At 49.5% G+C, this 19,159-nt stretch carries 11 protein-coding genes; all 11 read left to right on the forward strand.

Translation table 11 applies throughout. The features are described from left to right. Positions 1-24: 24 nt before the first annotated feature. On the forward strand, positions 25-3,837 hold the full coding sequence (gene rpoB, locus T499_RS0101430; RefSeq protein ID WP_013065193.1) for a DNA-directed RNA polymerase subunit beta: 3,813 nt from the start codon (positions 25-27) through the stop codon (positions 3,835-3,837). A gap of 46 nt (positions 3,838-3,883) precedes the next feature. Continuing rightward, the gene (gene rpoC / locus T499_RS0101435) at positions 3,884-8,215 is read left to right on the forward strand and encodes a DNA-directed RNA polymerase subunit beta' (protein WP_033149485.1); all 4,332 of its coding nucleotides are present in this window, start codon (positions 3,884-3,886) and stop codon (positions 8,213-8,215) included. A 277-nt stretch (positions 8,216-8,492) separates the two neighbouring features. Further along, complete coding sequence (gene rpsL, locus T499_RS0101440) at positions 8,493-8,873, forward strand: 30S ribosomal protein S12 (protein ID WP_013063973.1); 381 nt, start codon at positions 8,493-8,495, stop codon at positions 8,871-8,873. A gap of 156 nt (positions 8,874-9,029) precedes the next feature. Beyond that, a complete protein-coding gene (rpsG, locus tag T499_RS0101445) occupies positions 9,030-9,506 on the forward strand; it encodes a 30S ribosomal protein S7 (RefSeq protein ID WP_013063135.1) in 477 nt (158 codons plus the stop codon). Positions 9,507-9,540: 34 nt separating this feature from the next. Next, on the forward strand, positions 9,541-11,667 hold the full coding sequence (gene fusA / locus T499_RS0101450) for an elongation factor G (protein ID WP_013063203.1): 2,127 nt from the start codon (positions 9,541-9,543) through the stop codon (positions 11,665-11,667). Positions 11,668-11,787: 120 nt separating this feature from the next. Further along, entirely contained in the window at positions 11,788-12,093 is a 306-nt protein-coding gene (gene rpsJ, locus T499_RS0101455; protein WP_013064715.1) for a 30S ribosomal protein S10, read from the forward strand. Between the two features lie 219 nt (positions 12,094-12,312). Further along, on the forward strand, positions 12,313-12,672 hold the full coding sequence (locus tag T499_RS0101460; RefSeq protein WP_033150110.1) for a BlaI/MecI/CopY family transcriptional regulator: 360 nt from the start codon (positions 12,313-12,315) through the stop codon (positions 12,670-12,672). A 28-nt stretch (positions 12,673-12,700) separates the two neighbouring features. Continuing rightward, positions 12,701-14,311 carry a M56 family metallopeptidase gene (locus tag T499_RS0101465; RefSeq protein ID WP_033149486.1) on the forward strand — a complete coding sequence of 537 codons (1,611 nt, stop codon included), beginning with the start codon at positions 12,701-12,703 and terminating at the stop codon, positions 14,309-14,311. Between the two features lie 25 nt (positions 14,312-14,336). Then, positions 14,337-15,569 (forward strand): tetratricopeptide repeat protein, encoded by a 1,233-nt coding sequence (locus tag T499_RS0101470; RefSeq protein ID WP_157054466.1) that lies wholly within the window; start codon positions 14,337-14,339, stop codon positions 15,567-15,569. 24 nt (positions 15,570-15,593) lie between these two features. Then, positions 15,594-16,484: a GLPGLI family protein gene (locus T499_RS0101475; protein ID WP_084162846.1), complete on the forward strand. Its 891-nt coding sequence runs from the start codon at positions 15,594-15,596 to the stop codon at positions 16,482-16,484. Continuing rightward, positions 16,481-18,985 (forward strand): hypothetical protein, encoded by a 2,505-nt coding sequence (locus tag T499_RS13915; RefSeq protein ID WP_157054467.1) that lies wholly within the window; start codon positions 16,481-16,483, stop codon positions 18,983-18,985. Before T499_RS0101475 ends, T499_RS13915 begins: the two co-directional genes overlap by 4 nt. Positions 18,986-19,159: the final 174 nt, after the last annotated feature.

Raw genomic sequence — 19,159 nt, forward strand, 5'->3', positions numbered from 1 at the left:
GCCTTTTTATTTAAATTATAATTTATGGCTTCAAAAATAATAGATAACAGAGTAAACTTTGGCAGCGTCAAAAATCCGATGCCATTCCCGGATTTCCTTGATGTGCAATTAAAGTCGTTCAAAGACTTCCTGCAGTTGGATACTCCGCCTGAGGAACGCAAGAATGACGGCTTGTATAAGGTGTTCGCTGAGAACTTCCCTATCACCGATACACGTAATAATTTCGTTCTTGAGTTCTTGGATTACTATATCGACCCACCTCGTTACAGCATCGATGAGTGCTTGGAGCGTGGTTTGACTTATAGCGTGCCCCTGAAGGCTAAGCTGAAACTGTATTGTACTGATCCGGATCATGAGGATTTCGGAACTGTGATTCAGGATGTATTCCTGGGTCCTATCCCTTACATGACCGCCAATGGTACATTCGTTATCAATGGAGCCGAGCGCGTAGTCGTTTCACAGTTGCACCGTTCACCTGGCGTATTCTTCGGCCAGAGCGTACACGCTAACGGTACCCTGCTGTATTCGGCTCGTGTTATCCCATTCAAGGGTTCATGGATCGAGTTTGCTACCGACATCAACAATGTGATGTACGCATACATCGACCGTAAGAAGAAGTTGCCCGTAACAACTCTGCTGCGTGCTATCGGTTTCGAGGCCGATAAGGACATCCTGCAGATCTTCAACCTGGCCGAGGAGGTTAAGGTTAACAAGAAGAGCCTGAAGGCTGTGATTGGCTGCAAGCTGGCTGCCCGCGTACTGAAGAGCTGGAACGAGGACTTCGTTGATGAGGATACTGGTGAGGTAGTATCAATCGAGCGTAACCAGATGATTATGGAGCGTGAGACTGAGATTACCGAGGAGAACATGATGGACATCCTTGAGAGTGGCGCACAGACTATCCTGGTGCACAAGGACGCATCTGTTGCTTCGGATTACAGCATCATCTTCAACACACTGGCCAAAGACCCATCTAACTCTGAGAAGGAGGCTGTGCTTTACATCTACCGTCAGCTGCGTAATGCCGATCCTGCCGATGATGCCAGCGCACGTGAGGTTATCCAGAACCTGTTCTTCTCTGACAAGCGTTACGATCTGGGTGATGTTGGTCGTTACCGTATCAACAAGAAGCTTGGTTTGAACACCGATATGGATGTTCGCGTTCTGACCAAGGAAGATATTATCGAGATTATCAAGTATCTGATTCAGTTGGTTAACTCTAAGGCTACTGTCGACGATATCGACCACCTGTCGAACCGTCGCGTACGTACCGTAGGCGAGCAGCTGGCTAATCAGTTCTCTATAGGTCTGGCTCGTATGAGCCGTACCATCCGTGAGCGCATGAACGTTCGCGATAACGAGGTGTTCACACCAACCGATCTGATCAACGCCAAGACTATCTCTAGCGTTATCAACTCGTTCTTCGGTACCAACCCTCTGTCGCAGTTCATGGACCAGACCAACCCTCTGGCCGAGGTTACTCACAAGCGTCGTCTCTCTGCCCTGGGTCCTGGTGGTCTGAGCCGTGAGCGCGCCGGATTTGAGGTTCGTGACGTACACTATACACACTATGGTCGTCTGTGTCCTATCGAGAGCCCTGAGGGACCAAACATCGGTCTGATCTCATCTCTCTGTGTATATGCTAAGATCAACGAGCTCGGATTTATCCAGACTCCTTACCGTAAGGTAGAGAATGGTGTTGCCGACCTGAGCGACAATGGTATCGTTTACCTCACCGCTGAGGAGGAGGCTGAGCACATCATCGGTCAGGGTAATGCACCTCTGAACGACGATGGTACATTTATCCGCTCGGTTGTTAAGTGTCGTCAGGATGCCGACTTCCCTGTAGTTCCACCTACAGACGTTGACCTGATGGATGTATCGCCACAGCAGATTGCCTCTATCGCTGCATCTCTTATCCCATTCCTGGAGCACGACGATGCTCACCGTGCGCTGATGGGATCTAACATGATGCGCCAGGCCGTACCTCTGCTGCACAACGAGGCACCTATCGTAGGTACCGGTATCGAGAAGCAGGTATGTGAGGATTCACGTACCATGGTTACTGCCGAGGGTGATGGTGTGATCGAATACGTGGATGCTACAACCATCCGTATTCTGTACGATCGCACCGAGGACGAGGAGTTCGTAAGCTTCGAGCCCGCCCTGAAGGAGTACCGTATCGCTAAGTTCCGTCGTACCAACCAGAATATGACCATCGACCTGCGTCCTATCTGTGAGAAGGGACAGCGCGTAAAGGCCGGTGATATCCTGACTGAGGGTTACGCTACCGAGGATGGTGAGCTGGCTCTGGGCCGTAACCTGCTGGTAGCTTACATGCCTTGGAAGGGTTACAACTATGAGGATGCTATCGTGCTTAACGAGCGCATTGTTCGCGACGACGTACTTACCTCTGTACACGTTGATGAGTACTCACTTGATGTACGTGAGACCAAGCGTGGTGTTGAGGAGTTCACAGCTGATATTCCTAACGTAAGTGAGGAGGCCACAAAGGATTTGGACGACAACGGTGTAATCCGTGTTGGTGCACGTGTTGAGCCAGGCGATATCCTGATTGGTAAGATTTCACCTAAGGGTGAGAGCGATCCTTCACCTGAGGAGAAGCTGCTCCGTGCCATCTTCGGTGACAAGGCTGGTGATGTGAAGGATTCTTCACTCAAGGCTAACCCATCACTGAGTGGTGTTATTATTGATAAGAAGATGTTCCAGCGTGCCATCAAGGACCGTAAGTCTAAGCAGCAGGATAAGATCGTGCTTGCTAAGATTGACGAGGAGTACGAGGCAAAGGTAGAGGACCTGAAGGATATCCTGATCGACAAGCTCATGGAGCTCACTAAGGGTAAGACCTCACAGGGTGTTAAGGACTACACCGGTGCCGAGATCATCACCAAGGGTAGCAAGTTCACTGCTACAGCCCTGCGCAACCTTGAGTATGGCGATGTACAGATTAGCAACTGGACAACAGACGAGCATAAGAACGAGCTGATTGCCAAGCTGATTATCAACTTCATGAAGAAGTATAAGCTGCTTGATGCTGAGATGAAGCGTAAGAAGTTCGCTATCACTATCGGTGACGAGCTGCCAAACGGCATCCTGCAGATGGCTAAGGTATATGTAGCTAAGAAGCGTAAGATCGGCGTAGGTGATAAGCTGGCCGGACGTCACGGTAACAAGGGTATCGTATCTAAGATCGTACGTCAGGAGGATATGCCATTCCTCGAGGATGGTCGTCCAGTCGACCTGGTACTGAACCCTCTGGGTGTGCCTTCTCGAATGAACCTTGGTCAGATTTTCGAGGCTATCCTCGGTGCTGCCGGTAAGAAGCTCGGTGTTAAGTTCGCTACACCTATCTTCGACGGTGCTAAGCTCGAAGACCTTGCTGAGTGGACTGACAAGGCAGGTCTGCCACGCCTGTGCTCTACCCACCTGTATGATGGTGAGACCGGTGAGCGTTTCGACCAGCCTGCTACAGTAGGTATCACCTACTTCCTTAAGCTCGGTCACATGGTTGAGGATAAGATGCACGCCCGTTCAATCGGTCCGTACAGCTTGATTACTCAGCAGCCTCTTGGTGGTAAGGCCCAGTTCGGTGGTCAGCGATTCGGAGAGATGGAGGTTTGGGCCCTTGAGGCCTTCGGCGCCAGCCATGTTCTTCAGGAGATCCTGACAATCAAGTCGGATGATACCGTAGGTCGCTCTAAGGCTTACGAGGCTATCGTTAAGGGTGAGCCAATGCCTACACCAGGTATCCCCGAGTCTCTCAATGTGCTGCTGCACGAGTTGCGTGGTCTTGGTTTGAGTATTACCCTCGACTAAGTGAGTTAAGTATTAAGAGTTAAGAATTAAGAGAAAGATAATATATATGGCTTTCAAGAAGGATTCAAAAATAAAGAATAATTTTACGAAGATTACCATCGGACTTGCTTCTCCTGAAGAGATTCTGGAGAGCAGCTTCGGTGAGGTTACCAAGCCAGAGACCATCAACTATCGTACCTATAAGCCTGAGCGCGATGGTTTGTTCTGCGAGCGCATCTTCGGTCCTACCAAGGACTATGAGTGTGCCTGCGGTAAGTACAAGCGCATCCGTTATAAGGGTATTGTCTGCGACCGTTGTGGTGTAGAGGTAACAGAGAAGAAGGTCCGTCGTGAGCGTTCTGGTCACATCGAGCTCGTTGTGCCCGTAGCACACATCTGGTACTTCCGTAGTCTTCCTAATAAGATAGGTTACCTGCTGGGTCTGCCCACCAAGAAGCTCGATGCAGTTATCTACTACGAGCGCTACGTGGTTATCCAGCCAGGTGTAATGGCAGGCCGTAAGGATGCCGAGGGTAACGATGCCCTGGGTTCTAACAAGTTCGACCTGCTCTCAGAGGATGAGTACTCAGAGATTGTAGAGAATCAGCTTTCACCCGATAACGAGTATCTCGACGATAGCGATCCTAACAAGTTCATCGCTAAGATGGGTGCCGAGGCTATCTACGACCTCCTGACACGTATCGACCTCGACTCACTGTCGTACGAGCTGCGCGACCGTGCTAACAGCGACTCTTCAGTTCAGCGTAAGAACGAGGCTCTGAAGCGTCTGCAGGTAGTAGAGGCTTTCCGTACATCAGTTGAGAAGGGCATCAACCGCCCCGAGTGGATGATTATGAAGATTATCCCTGTTACACCTCCTGAGCTCCGTCCTCTGGTACCACTGGATGGTGGACGTTTCGCTACATCTGACTTGAACGACCTCTATCGTCGTGTCATCATCCGTAACAACCGTCTGAAGCGTCTGATGGAGATTAAGGCTCCTGAGGTAATTCTCCGAAACGAGAAGCGTATGCTGCAGGAGGCTGTGGATTCACTCTTCGACAACAGCCGTAAGTCGTCTGCTGTTAAGAGCGATAGCAACCGTCCTCTGAAGTCACTCTCTGACTCACTGAAAGGTAAGCAGGGACGTTTCCGTCAGAACTTGCTGGGTAAGCGTGTTGACTATTCAGCCCGTTCGGTTATCGTTGTAGGTCCTGAGCTGAAGATGGGTGAGTGCGGTCTGCCAAAGCTGATGGCTGCCGAGCTGTATAAGCCATTCATTATCCGTAAGCTCATCGAGCGCGGTATTGTGAAGACTGTTAAGAGCGCCAAGAAGATTGTTGACCGTCGTGAGCCAGTTATCTGGGATATCCTTGAGAACGTGATGAAGGGTCACCCTGTACTCCTGAACCGTGCACCAACACTGCACCGTCTGGGTATCCAGGCCTTCCAGCCAAAGATGATCGAGGGTAAGGCTATCCAGCTGCACCCACTGGCATGTACTGCGTTCAACGCCGACTTCGACGGTGACCAGATGGCTGTACACCTCCCATTGAGTAACGAGGCTATCCTCGAGGCTCAGCTGCTCATGCTGCAGAGCCATAACATTCTGAACCCTGCCAACGGTGCACCTATCACCGTGCCTTCACAGGATATGGTACTTGGTTTGTACTACATTACCAAGATCCGTCCAGGTGCAAAGGGTGAGGGACTTACCTTCTACGGTCCAGAAGAGGCTATCATCGCACACAACGAGGGTAAGTGCGAACTGCACGCCCAGGTTAAGGTTATCGTTGATGATATCGTCGACGGTCAGCCTGTTCGCCACATGGTAGAGACTTCAGTAGGTCGTGTAATCGTAAACGGCATCATTCCAAAGGAGGTTGGTTACGTTAATAAGATTATTTCTAAGAAGAGTCTGCGCGACATTATCGGTGCTGTAATTAAGAATGTAGGTTTCGCCGAGGCTTGTGAGTTCCTTGATGGAATCAAGAACCTGGGTTACCGCATGGCTTACGTGGCCGGTCTGTCGTTCAACCTCGATGATATCATTATTCCTAAGGAGAAGGCTGAGCTGATTGCCAAGGGTAATGAGGAGGTACAGCAGATTACCGACAACTATAACATGGGATTCATCACCGACAACGAGCGTTATAATCAGGTTATTGATACCTGGACCCACGTCAACAACGATATCGGTAACATCCTGCTGAAGCAGATGACCGAGGCCGACCAGGGATTCAACGCTGTATTCATGATGCTTGACTCAGGTGCCCGTGGTAGTAAGGACCAGATTAAGCAGCTTTCAGGTATCCGTGGTCTGATGGCTAAGCCTCAGAAGGCCGGTGCCGAGGGTCACCAGATTATTGAAAACCCAATCCTTTCTAACTTTAAGGAGGGTATGTCAGTGCTCGAGTACTTTATCTCTACTCACGGTGCTCGTAAGGGTCTGGCTGATACCGCTATGAAAACAGCCGACGCTGGTTACCTGACACGTCGATTGGTTGACGTATCGCACGATGTGATCATTACCGAGGAGGACTGCGGTACCCTGCGTGGTTTGCAGTGCACAGCCCTGAAGAGCGGCGACGAGGTTATCTCAAGCCTGTCAGAGCGTATCCTGGGTCGTGTATCAGTTCACGATGTGATCAATCCTAAGACTGGTGAGGTGATTGTAGCTGCCGGTGAGGAGATCACCGAGTCTATTGCCGACGCTATCGAGGCATCTGATATCGAGATGGTCGAGATCCGTTCAGTGCTCACTTGTGAGTCGAAGAAGGGTGTCTGCATGAAGTGTTACGGACGTAACCTCGCTACCCGTCGTATGGTACAGAAGGGTGAGGCTGTTGGTGTGATTGCCGCTCAGGCTATCGGTGAGCCAGGTACACAGCTTACTCTGCGTACGTTCCACGCCGGTGGTGTGGCTGCCAACGCCGCAGCAAATGCAAGCATCGTATCTAAATATGATCGCGCTATGATCGAGTTTGAAGAGGTTCGTACCGTTCCATTCGATGAGGATGGCCGCGAGTGTCAGATGGTTGTAAGCCGTTTGGGTGAGATGCGTTTCGTTGATCCTAACACCAAGATCGTTCTCTCTACCGTTAACGTGCCTTACGGTTCGTCACTCTACTTTGGTCACGGCGACGAGGTTGCCAAGGGCGACAAGATTGCTCAGTGGGACCCATTCAATGCCGTTATCGTTACCGAGTACGCTGGTACCCTGAAGTTCAACGATGTGATCGAGGGTGTTACCTTCCGTGCCGAGACCGACGAAACCACTGGTCTGACTGAAAAGATTGTTACCGAGTCGCGCGACCGTACTAAGGTTCCTACCTGTGATGTTATCGGTGCCGATGGCGAGGTAATCGGAACATATAGCTTCCCTGTAGGTGGACACGTTGTTGTTGAGGATGGCCAGACAGTTTCAACTGGTGAAACCCTCGTTAAGATTCCACGTGCTGCTGCCAAGGGTGGTGATATCACCGGAGGTCTGCCCCGTGTAACCGAGCTGTTCGAGGCTCGTAACCCATCTAACCCTGCTGTTGTATCCGAGATCGATGGTGAGGTAACCATGGGTAAGGTAAAGCGTGGTAACCGTGAGATTATCGTAACCTCTAAGACTGGTGAGCAGCGTCGTTATCTCGTATCGCTGTCGAAGCAGATCCTGGTACAGGAGCACGATGCCGTACGTGCTGGTACACCACTCTCTGATGGTGTTATCACTCCAGGCGACATCCTGGCCATTAAGGGTCCCACCGCTGTACAGGAGTATATCGTGAACGAGGTTCAGGACGTATACCGTCTGCAGGGTGTAAAGATTAACGATAAGCACTTCGAGATTATCGTTCGTCAGATGATGCGTAAGGTACAGATCAACGAACCTGGTGATACCTCGTTCCTCGAGCAGGAGATTGTCGACAAGCTCGACTTCGCTGAGGAGAACGATCGTATCTGGGGTAAGAAGGTTGTTACCGATGCCGGTGACTCTGAGAACCTGCAGAAGGGTCAGATCGTTACCGCCCGCAAGCTGCGCGACGAGAACTCTATGCTGAAGCGTCGTGACCTCCGTCTGGTACAGGTTCGTGATGCAGTGCCCGCTACATCTACTCAGATTCTGCAGGGTATCACACGTGCCGCTCTTCAGACTAAGTCGTTCATGTCGGCTGCATCGTTCCAGGAGACAACCAAGGTACTTAACGAGGCTGCCATCCGTGGTAAGGTAGATCACCTGGTAGGTATGAAGGAGAACGTAATCTGCGGACACCTGATTCCTGCTGGTACCGGTCTGCGTGAGTTCGAGAAGATTATCGTTGGTTCAAAGGAGGAGTATGAGCGCATTCAGGCTAACCGCAAGAACGTTCTCGACTTCGCTGATGAGACCATTCTCGAGGAGAAATAAGGCTATCTTTGATTAGCAAAATATGTTAAGAGTGCTGCATGTATGTGCGGCACTCTTTTTTCTTTATTTTGGACATAATCTACTATTAATTAATTCAAAAAACGTTATTTCTTGTTAAATCAAGGGTTTAAACTTGCATTTTCTCCATATAAGTTAGGTGGAATCGGAAAATAGTTGTACCTTTGCAGCCCGAAACGCCCCTATTAAGCGAGATAGGGTGTGTAAAGCGCTGATTATAAATAAAATAACATATATATAAATTAAAAATTAAAGTATTATGCCTACAATTTCACAATTGGTAAGAAAAGGCAGAAAGGTAATTGTTGACAAGTCAAAGTCACCTGCTTTGGACAACTGTCCTCAGCGTCGTGGTGTCTGCGTACGTGTTTACACAACAACACCTAAGAAGCCTAATTCGGCTATGCGTAAGGTAGCCCGTGTTCGTCTGACAAATCAGAAGGAAGTTAACTCTTACATCCCTGGAGAGGGACACAACCTGCAGGAGCACTCAATCGTGCTTGTTCGCGGTGGTCGTGTAAAGGACCTGCCAGGTGTACGTTACCACATCGTTCGCGGTACTCTTGATACTGCTGGTGTAGCTAACCGTACACAGCGCCGTTCTAAGTATGGTGCTAAGCGTCCAAAGGCTAAGAAGTAAAATGACCGGAGATGGTCAGTCAGGCCAAAAAGAAACAAAAAATTTAATCCGTTTTGCTGGAGATAATGTTATAAAGGTTGAGTAAATGTCCGAGCGAAGTGACGTTGAAGAACAAGTAAGAACAGCCCTCAAGCAGAATTTTAATTCAAAAACAAAATGAGAAAAGCAAAACCAAAGAAGCGTGTGATCCTGCCAGATCCCGTATTCAACGATCAGAAGGTGTCTAAGTTTGTAAACCACCTGATGTTTGATGGTAAGAAGACCAAGTCTTATGAGATCTTCTACAATGCACTGGAGACAGTGAAGAGCAAAATGAACAACGAGGAGAAGTCAGCCCTGGAGATCTGGAAGCAGGCTCTCGACAACATTACCCCACAGGTAGAGGTAAAGAGCCGCCGTATCGGTGGTGCTACTTTCCAGGTACCTACCGAGATCCGTCCCGACCGTAAGGAGAGTATCTCAATGAAGAACATGATTCAGTTCGCTCGTAAGCGTTCTGGTAAGTCAATGGCCGATAAGCTGGCTGCTGAGATCATGGACGCCTTCAACAATCAGGGTGGTGCCTTCAAGCGTAAGGAGGATATGCATCGCATGGCCGAGGCTAACCGCGCATTTGCTCACTTCCGTTTCTAATAAATAAGGTAAGAAGTTAAAAGGATACAAAACAATGGCAAACCGCGATTTACATTTAACAAGAAATATCGGTATTATGGCTCACATCGATGCCGGTAAGACAACCACTTCTGAGCGTATCCTGTTCTACACAGGTAAGACTCATAAGATTGGTGAGGTACACGATGGAGCTGCTACCATGGACTGGATGGCTCAGGAGCAGGAGCGTGGTATTACTATCACATCTGCTGCTACCACCTGTAACTGGACATGGAATGGTAAGAACTTCAAGATCAACTTGATTGATACTCCGGGACACGTTGACTTTACCGCTGAGGTAGAGCGTTCACTCCGTGTACTGGATGGTGCTGTTGCTACTTACTCTGCTGCCGACGGTGTTCAGCCTCAGTCAGAGACTGTATGGCGCCAGGCCGACAAGTACAACGTACCTCGTATCGGTTACGTTAATAAGATGGACCGTTCAGGTGCTGACTTCTTCGAGACTGTTCAGCAGATGAAGGACATCCTGGGTGCTAACCCTGTTGTTATCCAGGTGCCCATCGGTGCTGAGGAGAACTTCAAGGGTCTGGTTGACCTGATCAAGATGAAGGCTATCCTGTGGCACGATGAGACCATGGGTGCTGAGTACGATGTTGAGGATATCCCCGCCGACCTGGAGGCAGAGTGCGACGAGTGGCGTAACAAGCTGCTTGAGGCTGCTGCTGAGTACGACGAGGCTCTGATGGAGAAGTACTTCGACGATCCTAACTCAATCACTGAGGACGAGATCATCGCTGCTATCCGTAAGGGTACTATCTCAATGCAGTGTACTCCTATGCTGCTCGGTTCTTCTTATAAGAACAAGGGTGTGCAGCCTCTGCTCGACTACGTATGTGCATTCCTGCCCGCACCTGTTGACGTAGAGGTTATTAAGGGTACCAACCCTGATACCGATGAGGAAGAGGATCGTAAGCCTTCTGAGGACGAGCCTACATCGGCTCTGGCCTTTAAGATTGCTACCGACCCATACATGGGCCGTCTGGTATTCTTCCGCGTTTACTCTGGTAAGATCACTGCCGGATCATACGTTTACAACCCACGTTCGGGTAAGAAGGAGCGTATCAGCCGTCTGTTCCAGATGAACTCAAACAAGGAAATTCCTATGGAGAGCATCGACGCTGGTGATATCGGCGCAGGTGTAGGTTTCAAGGATATCCGTACTGGTGATACCCTCTGCTCTGAGGATGCACCTATCGTACTGGAGTCAATGAGCTTCCCCGATACTGTAATCTCTATCGCAGTTGAGCCTAAGTCTCAGGCCGACGTTGCTAAGCTCGACAACGGTCTTGCTAAGCTGGCCGAAGAGGACCCAACATTCACCGTTCGTACCGACGAGCAGAGTGGTCAGACCATTATCTCAGGTATGGGTGAGCTTCACCTCGATATCATTATCGACCGTCTGAAGCGTGAGTTCAAGGTTGAGTGTAACCAGGGTAAGCCTCAGGTTAACTACAAGGAAGCCATCACCAAGACTGTTAACCTCCGTGAGGTTTACAAGAAGCAGTCGGGTGGTCGCGGTAAGTTCGCTGATATCATCGTAAACGTTGGTCCTGTTGACGACGATTGGGATATCGCTAAGGACGGCGGTCTGCAGTTCGTTAACGAGGTTAAGGGTGGTAACATTCCTAAGGAGTTCATCCCATCTATCCAGAAGGGATTCGAGAACGCTATGAAGAATGGTATCCTCGGTGGTTACCCAATGGATTCACTGAAGGTTACTGTACTCGACGGTTCGTTCCACCCCGTTGACTCTGACCAGCTCTCATTCGAGATCGCTGCTCTGCAGGCATACAAGAACGCATGCGCTCAGGCTAAGCCCGTACTGATGGAGCCTATCATGAAGCTCGAGGTTGTAACACCTGAGGAGAACATGGGTGACGTTATCGGTGACCTGAACAAGCGTCGTGGCCAGGTAGAGGGTATGGAAGAGGCTCGCAGCGGTGCCCGTGTTGTTAAGGCTCAGGTGCCCCTGTCAGAGATGTTCGGTTATGTAACCGCTCTGCGTACCATCACTTCAGGTCGTGCTACCAGCTCAATGGAGTACGATCACCACGCTCCTCTGTCAAGCTCTATCGCTAAGGCAGTTCTGGAGGAGGTGAAGGGCCGTGCCGACCTCGTGTAAGCGCTGCGCGCAATGTAAAAATGTAAAAAATAGAAAATGGGGTCTGCCGCTGAGCAAATGACTCTTTAGTGACAGCCCCATTTTTACATTATTAAATTATATAATTATTAAATTTTAGAAATGAGTCAGAAAATTCGTATCAAGCTGAAGAGCTACGACCACAAACTCGTAGACAAGTCAGCCGAGAAGATTGTGAAGGCTGTTAAGGCCACAGGTGCTATCATCAGCGGTCCTATCCCCCTTCCTACACACAAGCGTATCTACACCGTTAACCGCTCTACCTTCGTTAACAAGAAGGCTCGTGAGCAGTTCCAGCTCTCAGACTACAAGCGTCTGATCGACATCTACAGCTCAACTGCTAAGACTGTTGACGCTCTGATGAAGCTCGAGCTCCCCAGCGGTGTTGAGGTTGAGATCAAGGTATAGTTTTATCTTTATCTGATTATAAAGCAGCGTATCCCCAAGGATGCGCTGTTTTTTTGTTCTGATAGCCTGAATAATCGTTAAAACCATCCTTAACTAATTAATTTAGTTTAAAAACTATAACTTTTAGTTGCATCTAACGAAAACTTTTAGTTACTTTGCATTCGGATATTGATTACAACGCGCAATTTGATTTTCGAACTTAAAGCAAACTGTAGTAAAATGAAAAAGTTAACAAACAAGGAAAAGGAGATCATGGATTTGTATTGGCAGCACGGTCCGATGTTCGTTAAGGAGCTCTTGGAGTACTACGACGAGCCGCGTCCGCACTTCAATACGCTATCTACGATGGTACGCATTCTGGAGAAGGAAGGCTATCTTGGTCATAAGCAGTTTGGTAATACCTATCAGTACTATCCCCTCATCACCGAGGCTGAGTACGGTCGTAAATCCATTGCCGGTGTTATCAAGAACTACTTCAATAACTCCTATCTTTCAGCAGTGTCTGCTTTCGTTAAGGAAGAGAAGATTTCTGTTGAAGAACTCCGGGAACTTCTCGATCAGATAGAAAAGAACCAATAGTCGAAATCGTAAATAACTAAATTGTACAATGATAGATTTTCTGACCTACGACCTGAAAGTGGCTGCTATCTTAGCGGTGTTCTACATGTTCTATCGTGTGCTGCTGTCTCACGAAACGTTCCACCGTGTTAATCGCGTGGTGCTTCTGGCTACAGCTGTGGCATCGTTTGTACTGCCGCTGTGCGTCATCACCCTGCATAAAACCGTTGTGGTAGAGTCGGCCCCCAGTGTGTCGTTTGGCGCCCTTGAGGCTGTGGCCGATATATCGTCAGATGCCGGTATGTATCCGCTTTGGCAGTCTGTGGCCATTGCCCTGTTCTTCATCGGCATGGCTGCCACGCTTGGTCATACCCTCTGGTCGTTGTTCAGAATCGTAAAACTCATTAAGCATAGTCAAAAGTATCCGCAGTCTGATGGTACCGTGATCTGTGTGACCGGTAACCCCGATCTGGCCCCATTCAGTTGGATGCATTATATCGTGATGAACCGCAGCGATTACCTGGCTAACGATGCGGCTATTCTCACGCACGAACGAGGGCATATCCGTTACCACCACTCGTGGGACCTGCTCTTTGTTGATACCCTCACCGCCCTCCAGTGGTTTAATCCCGCCATTTGGATGCTACGCTCCGATTTGCGTGCCATCCACGAATACGAGGCCGACGGTGCAGTACTCTCTCAAGGGATCAATGCGCGTCAATATCAATACCTGTTAATCACAAAAGCCGCAAGCATTGGTGGGTACTCCCTTGCTAACGGTATCTCCCACAGTACCCTCAAAAACCGAATTAATATGATGTTACATACTAAATCACCCCGTCAGCGCTACCTTAAACTGCTGGCACTCCTGCCTATAGTAGCTGTAGCGCTCGCTGTTAATGCCGAGACTGTTACCGACTATGTTTATGCCCAGCCCCAGCAGCAAACACCCGTTAAGAAAGGTGCAAAAGCTGGTACCATTAAAATGGGTAGCAAGTCAATTAAAGTCGTCAAGGCCGATGCCCAGTCAAAGACCGATGCTGCAACCGCTCAGGCCAGCAAGCAGCGCCCCTTCGATGTGGTAGAGCATATGCCGCAGTATCCTGGTGGCGTATCAGCTCTCTTCGAGTTACTTTCTAAAACCGTTAAGTATCCTGCCGCAGCCGAAAAGGCTGGTACGCAGGGGCGTGTGATTGTGACGTTTGTGGTTGAGGAGGATGGATCCATCGCCGAACCTACCGTCGTGAAGTCTATTAGTCCTGAGCTTGATGCTGAAGCTGTTCGTGTTATTAATGCGATGCCTAACTGGGAGCCAGGTACTCAAAATGGAAAGTCCGTTCGTGTAAAGTACACCGTTCCTGTTACATTCCGACTACAGGGCGGTCCAAATATTCCGGCAGATAATGAGAAGCATGCCAATGCGTTACCTGAGACTGTTGTTGTAGGTTATGAAAATGAAACGGTTCAGGGGCTATGGACCCCTGGAGAGAATGCCCCATGTGTCATTATCGATGGAAAAACCGTTGATGGCGCGAAGTTGAAGGACATTGATCCAAAGACTATCGAGAGCATGGACATTATTAAGGGAAAATCGGCCGTCGAGAAGTATGGCGATAAAGCCAAGCATGGTGCCATCTTCATCATCACCAAAAAGAAGTAAAGTAATCTCTCTCTTAAATACAATAATGAAAATAGTTCAAACTATTGTTGCCCTCGCCCTTTTGGCGGTTACACCTGCAAAGGGTGAGGGCTTAGATTCTCTTAAAATCTGCCTGCAGTCTGGCGACAGCTGTATGCAGCAGTATAACACCTTCGAAGCTCTGAAACACTATCAGAAAGCTTATGATTTGGCAAAGAAAAGAAGTCAGGAGAAGGCTGTAGAACATCTTGATCTTCCCCTTAAGCAACTGAATAAGTTGCCAAAGGAGAAGCAAAATGAAATCATCGAGCGTCTCAAGCATTCCGCCGAACAGAGTGCGATAGTTGACTGTGCTGTCCAGATGAAACTGGCAGACTGCTACTACAAGCGTGCTAACTATCGCCAGGTAATAGAATTGCTTAAGACGATTCCAGAGGATAGTCTCTCGCACGAGTCTTTCCGCCAGTTGGCTCAGAGCTATAAGAAACAGAGTGATCTGGACTCTTATGTGTTTTGGACCAGTCAGTTGTTGGCGCGTTTCCCTATGGATGGGGAGATGGTGGCAGGACTCACCTTGGCATATGCGCAGTTGGAACAACCACAAAACGGCATCAAGTGCGGACAGCAGTACTTTGCTGTTGACTCTACTAACGTTGAGGTGAATCGTGCCTTGGCCGATGCCTACTTTATGGATCGCCAGTTCGGCAAGTCGTCGCTGATGTATGAACGCCTGTTAGCTCAGGGCGACTCTACCTTCAATACCCTCTATTCGGCCGGCATGAGTTGTTCGCGTATCGACAGTTTGGAACAGGCTTATAATTACCTGCAGCTGGCTTTCCTTGTGAGTGGTATGAAACATTCGGGTTGTGCCTATCGCTTAGGTGTGGTATGTGTCGATACTCAGCGCTATCCCGAAGGACTGAACTATCTGTCTTTAGCTAAGGAATTGATGCTTCCCGACACCACCATCATGAAAGCAATCACCTTGTCGGAGGGTGAGGGCTATTACCTCACTCATAAATACGAAGAGGCTGTGGCCGCTTGGAAGGAGCACCTGTTGTATAATCCCTCATCGGTAGCCACTTACTATAACATCGCTAATGCCTATGCCTATCTGTTAAAGGACGAGGAGCAGGGTAGGGCCTACTATCAGCAGTTTGTTGAGAAGGCTGCCGAAGTTGACAAACCAACCGAAAAGCTATCGGAGATGATAGAGAAAACCAAGGAGATGCTGCGTGTCTATGAGTTACGCGAGAAATTCAAAGCAAGAAAAAAATAATAACTTAAAAAACTGTTATAAACAATGAGAATATTCATGATTTCTGTTCTGCTGGCTTTCAGTATGATGGCGCAGGCACAGCAGATTGGTGGCATGGTGATTGATAAGAGCCAGATGAAAATGCCAGCCAAGGAGGCTAAGAAGAAGGGTAAGAACGATACATTGGCAGTTGCTAATACAACCTATCGTATCACGTACCAGTCGAAGGCGGTTAACGATACGCTTACCAAACCCTATAAATATCGCGACGATGAGATGCGTCTTGATATCAGTGCCGATGGCGTGTCGAAGTTCTACAGCTATTCGGCTGCGGTTCGCATGAAGTTGATGCGTGAGAAGATAGAAAAGGGGGATTTTGACCTGAGAGACCTACCCAAGGCTGGTATCCTCTCGATGGAGTTCTATAAGAACTATCCAGAGAAAGGTAAGACGTTGATGCTTGATGCGGCGGGTGAGGCTAAGTGCCAGATAGAGGAGAAGATGGAAACACCCGAATGGACCATACTGCCCGATTCTACGGCTGATATCATGGGTTATACCTGTCAGTTGGCTACCACCCATTTCAAGGGCCGCCAGTGGTATGCCTGGTACACCGAGGATATCCCCCTCGACGAGGGACCATGGAAACTGCGCGGTCTGCCTGGTCTCATTCTCAAGGCCTACGACAGCAGTCGTCAGTTCATCTTCGACGGACAGGGAATGGAACAGCCCGACGGCGAACCTATCACCTTTATCAAGATGAAACGTGAGAAAGTGAGTCAGAAGGACTTCCGTCGTTTGAAGGAGAGCTACGATCCGAATGATGTACTCAAGCAGATGGCGGGCACTGGGGCTAAGATTGTGATCATGAACTCCGACGGCTCCAAACTCGATAAGATTGATCGCCCCAAGTTTAATCTCATAGAGTTGCAGTGAAAAACGGTGTCATTCTGTTGATGCTGTTGCTGATGCAGGCGCTTGGTGCCTCTGCTCAGGTAACGGTGCATGGCGTAGTCGAGGATTCTGCCACCCACGAGCGCTTGGTCAGTGCCAGCGTGATGTATCTGCGTAAGGGTAAGACCGTTAAGTTTGCCCGGACCAATGCTGATGGCGAGTTTGCCATCACGGTCGATCAGGTTGCCATGGGCGACCAGTTGCAGGCCACCATGCTCGGCTTTGGCAAACGCAGGCGTGGCGTGCCCATGAAAAGCGCTAACAAGCCAGTTGTACTCTCATTGCCATCCGAGGCCTTCGCCTTGAAAGAGGTAAAGGTACAGGGCAGTCGTATTACGGGACGTGACACCATCACCTTCGATCTGACACGTTTTACCAGCGACCGCGACAACTCTCTGAAGGATGTGCTGAAAAAACTGCCAGGCGTGGATGTGGCATCGAATGGCAAAATATACTATAATAACCAACAGGTAAAGCGCTTTACCGTCGAAGGGCTCGATCTCACGGGTGGCCGCTATAACCAGCTCACGGAGAATATCCGTGCCAAGGATGTGGAGAAAGCTGAGATTGTAGAGCATGACCAGCCTATCAAGGCCTTGCGTGATAAGGTTTATACCGAAGATGTGGGTATGAACGTTACCCTGAAGGACGAGGCACGCGACCGGTTGATGGCCACGCTGATACCCTACTTGTTGGTAGGCCATCCCACGCATGTGGGCGGTACGGCCAATATCCGACAGATAGGTAAGAAGAAACAGCTGATGTACGATGTGGCCTACGACCGCAAGGGCATCGACCTCAGTGAGTCGTATCAGATCCTGGGTGGTAATTACAATCGTCTCGATGGTGGTCATATCCCCTCGTGGTACAGTGTGCCATCGCTCTCGGCACCACTCGACGAGGAGCGCCTGCGTTTCAATACCTCGCAGCGCTATGGCATCAACAGCGTCAGGAAAACAAAGAATGATGGCGAACTGCGCGTGGCTGCCCAGTACGACCGTAGTGTGGTACGACAATCCACCGAGAACCGTACGGCCTACTATCTTGATGGCGAGGCACCCACCGTTACCACCGAACAGCAGCAGAAGACCATTATCACCGATAACTTCTCGGCTGAGGTAGAGCGTAAGGTGAATACCGAAAAAGCCTATGGCAACGAGATGCTCAGCATCGGTGCCAGGCAGGGCGACGGTCTGTCGCTATTCGGCACCAACCAGCCTGTGCAGCGCATCCGTGTGCCACAGCTCGCTCTCGAGGGTTCACTGTATCGTATGTATTCGTTAAAGAGTGGGGCACAGCTCACCTGGAAATCTGTCCTCGACTACCATCATAGTGTGGGCGACCTCTATCTCGATGCCGATTGTAACCGTCTGCGCACCAACCTCTGGCATACCGCCCACCTGCTGGGATGGCAGCGTAAGGCTGGTAAGATAACACATACCTACAACCTGTTTGTCGAGGGCGAGGATGTGTATGTAAACCACACCGATAACCTGCACCTCATCATCGAGGCGCGCCCCCGCTGGCAGTATCGCACCGATAAAATCACGCTCTCACTATCGCCCACGCTTACTTTCCAGCGTTACGTGCGTCAGCAGCAGTCTATGTTCTATCTGCATCCCGTGCTCTCTGCTTATTGGAATCCTGATACCCGTTCCGAAATTCATCTCGGTAGTGCCTACGTACAAACAATGGGTGGTATGCAGAACTATGCTCTCGACAGTTATCGCCGTGATTATCGCACGTGGTACAAAGCAGCCGACTTGATACCTGTCAACCGTCAGGTTTATGCCACGTTGGGCTATCGGTATAAGCGTCCTATCCGTGAGCTTTTTGCCACTGTCAACCTCACGGTGCAGCGCAGTTGGAACAACACCACCAACGATATGCAGATTATCGATGGCTGCTATTACTACACCCTGAAGGAACTCCACAGTCAGAACGACTTTCTGAGTGGCGGTGCCAGCATACAGAAAGGCTTCTATGCCATCAAGACCAAGTTGAGTCTGGGTGTGAATGGCTCGTTAAGCAAAGGTCGCCAGCTGTCGGCAGGTGAGTGGTACAGTTATACCACCCAGTCGCTCACGTTTACGCCTGGTATCATCGTTTCGCCCGCTTGGTGCGAGTTCGACTATAGTGCCAGTTTCTCGCTCAATGGCAACAAAACGGCTGGCAGTTCGCATACCACGCTGTTCAACTGGCGCCAGCAGCTGGTGCTCACTTCCACGATTGGCAAGGTTGATCTCTCTTGGAAGTTTGTGCATCACCGCAACGAGCTGCAAGCCGGCAACACCCTGAACACCCTGCTCAGCGATGCCTCGGTTACCTGGCGATTGAAGTCTGTCCGCCTAAAGGCCGCTCTCAACAACCTGTTCAACAAGCAAGCCTACGAGGAAACCATCTACACTGGTATCGCCACCTCAACCACCAGCTACCTCCTCCGTCCCCGCGAACTCATCCTCTCCGCCGAGTTCTCATTGTAATGATAGCACACGCAGATTATCTGAACAACACATACCTTACCTCGGCTTCCAAAAGCCGGAATTGTTGTGTTTTTGGAGGTATAAAGTATAAAAATACTTAAAAGTTACTACTAAGCCTTAATAATGTTTGTGTATATTATATATTATTTGTACCTTTGCACCCGCAAAAGTGAG

The organism is Prevotella sp. RM4 (genome assembly GCF_000701965.1).
Taxonomy (GTDB): Bacteria; Bacteroidota; Bacteroidia; order Bacteroidales; family Bacteroidaceae; genus Prevotella; species Prevotella ruminicola.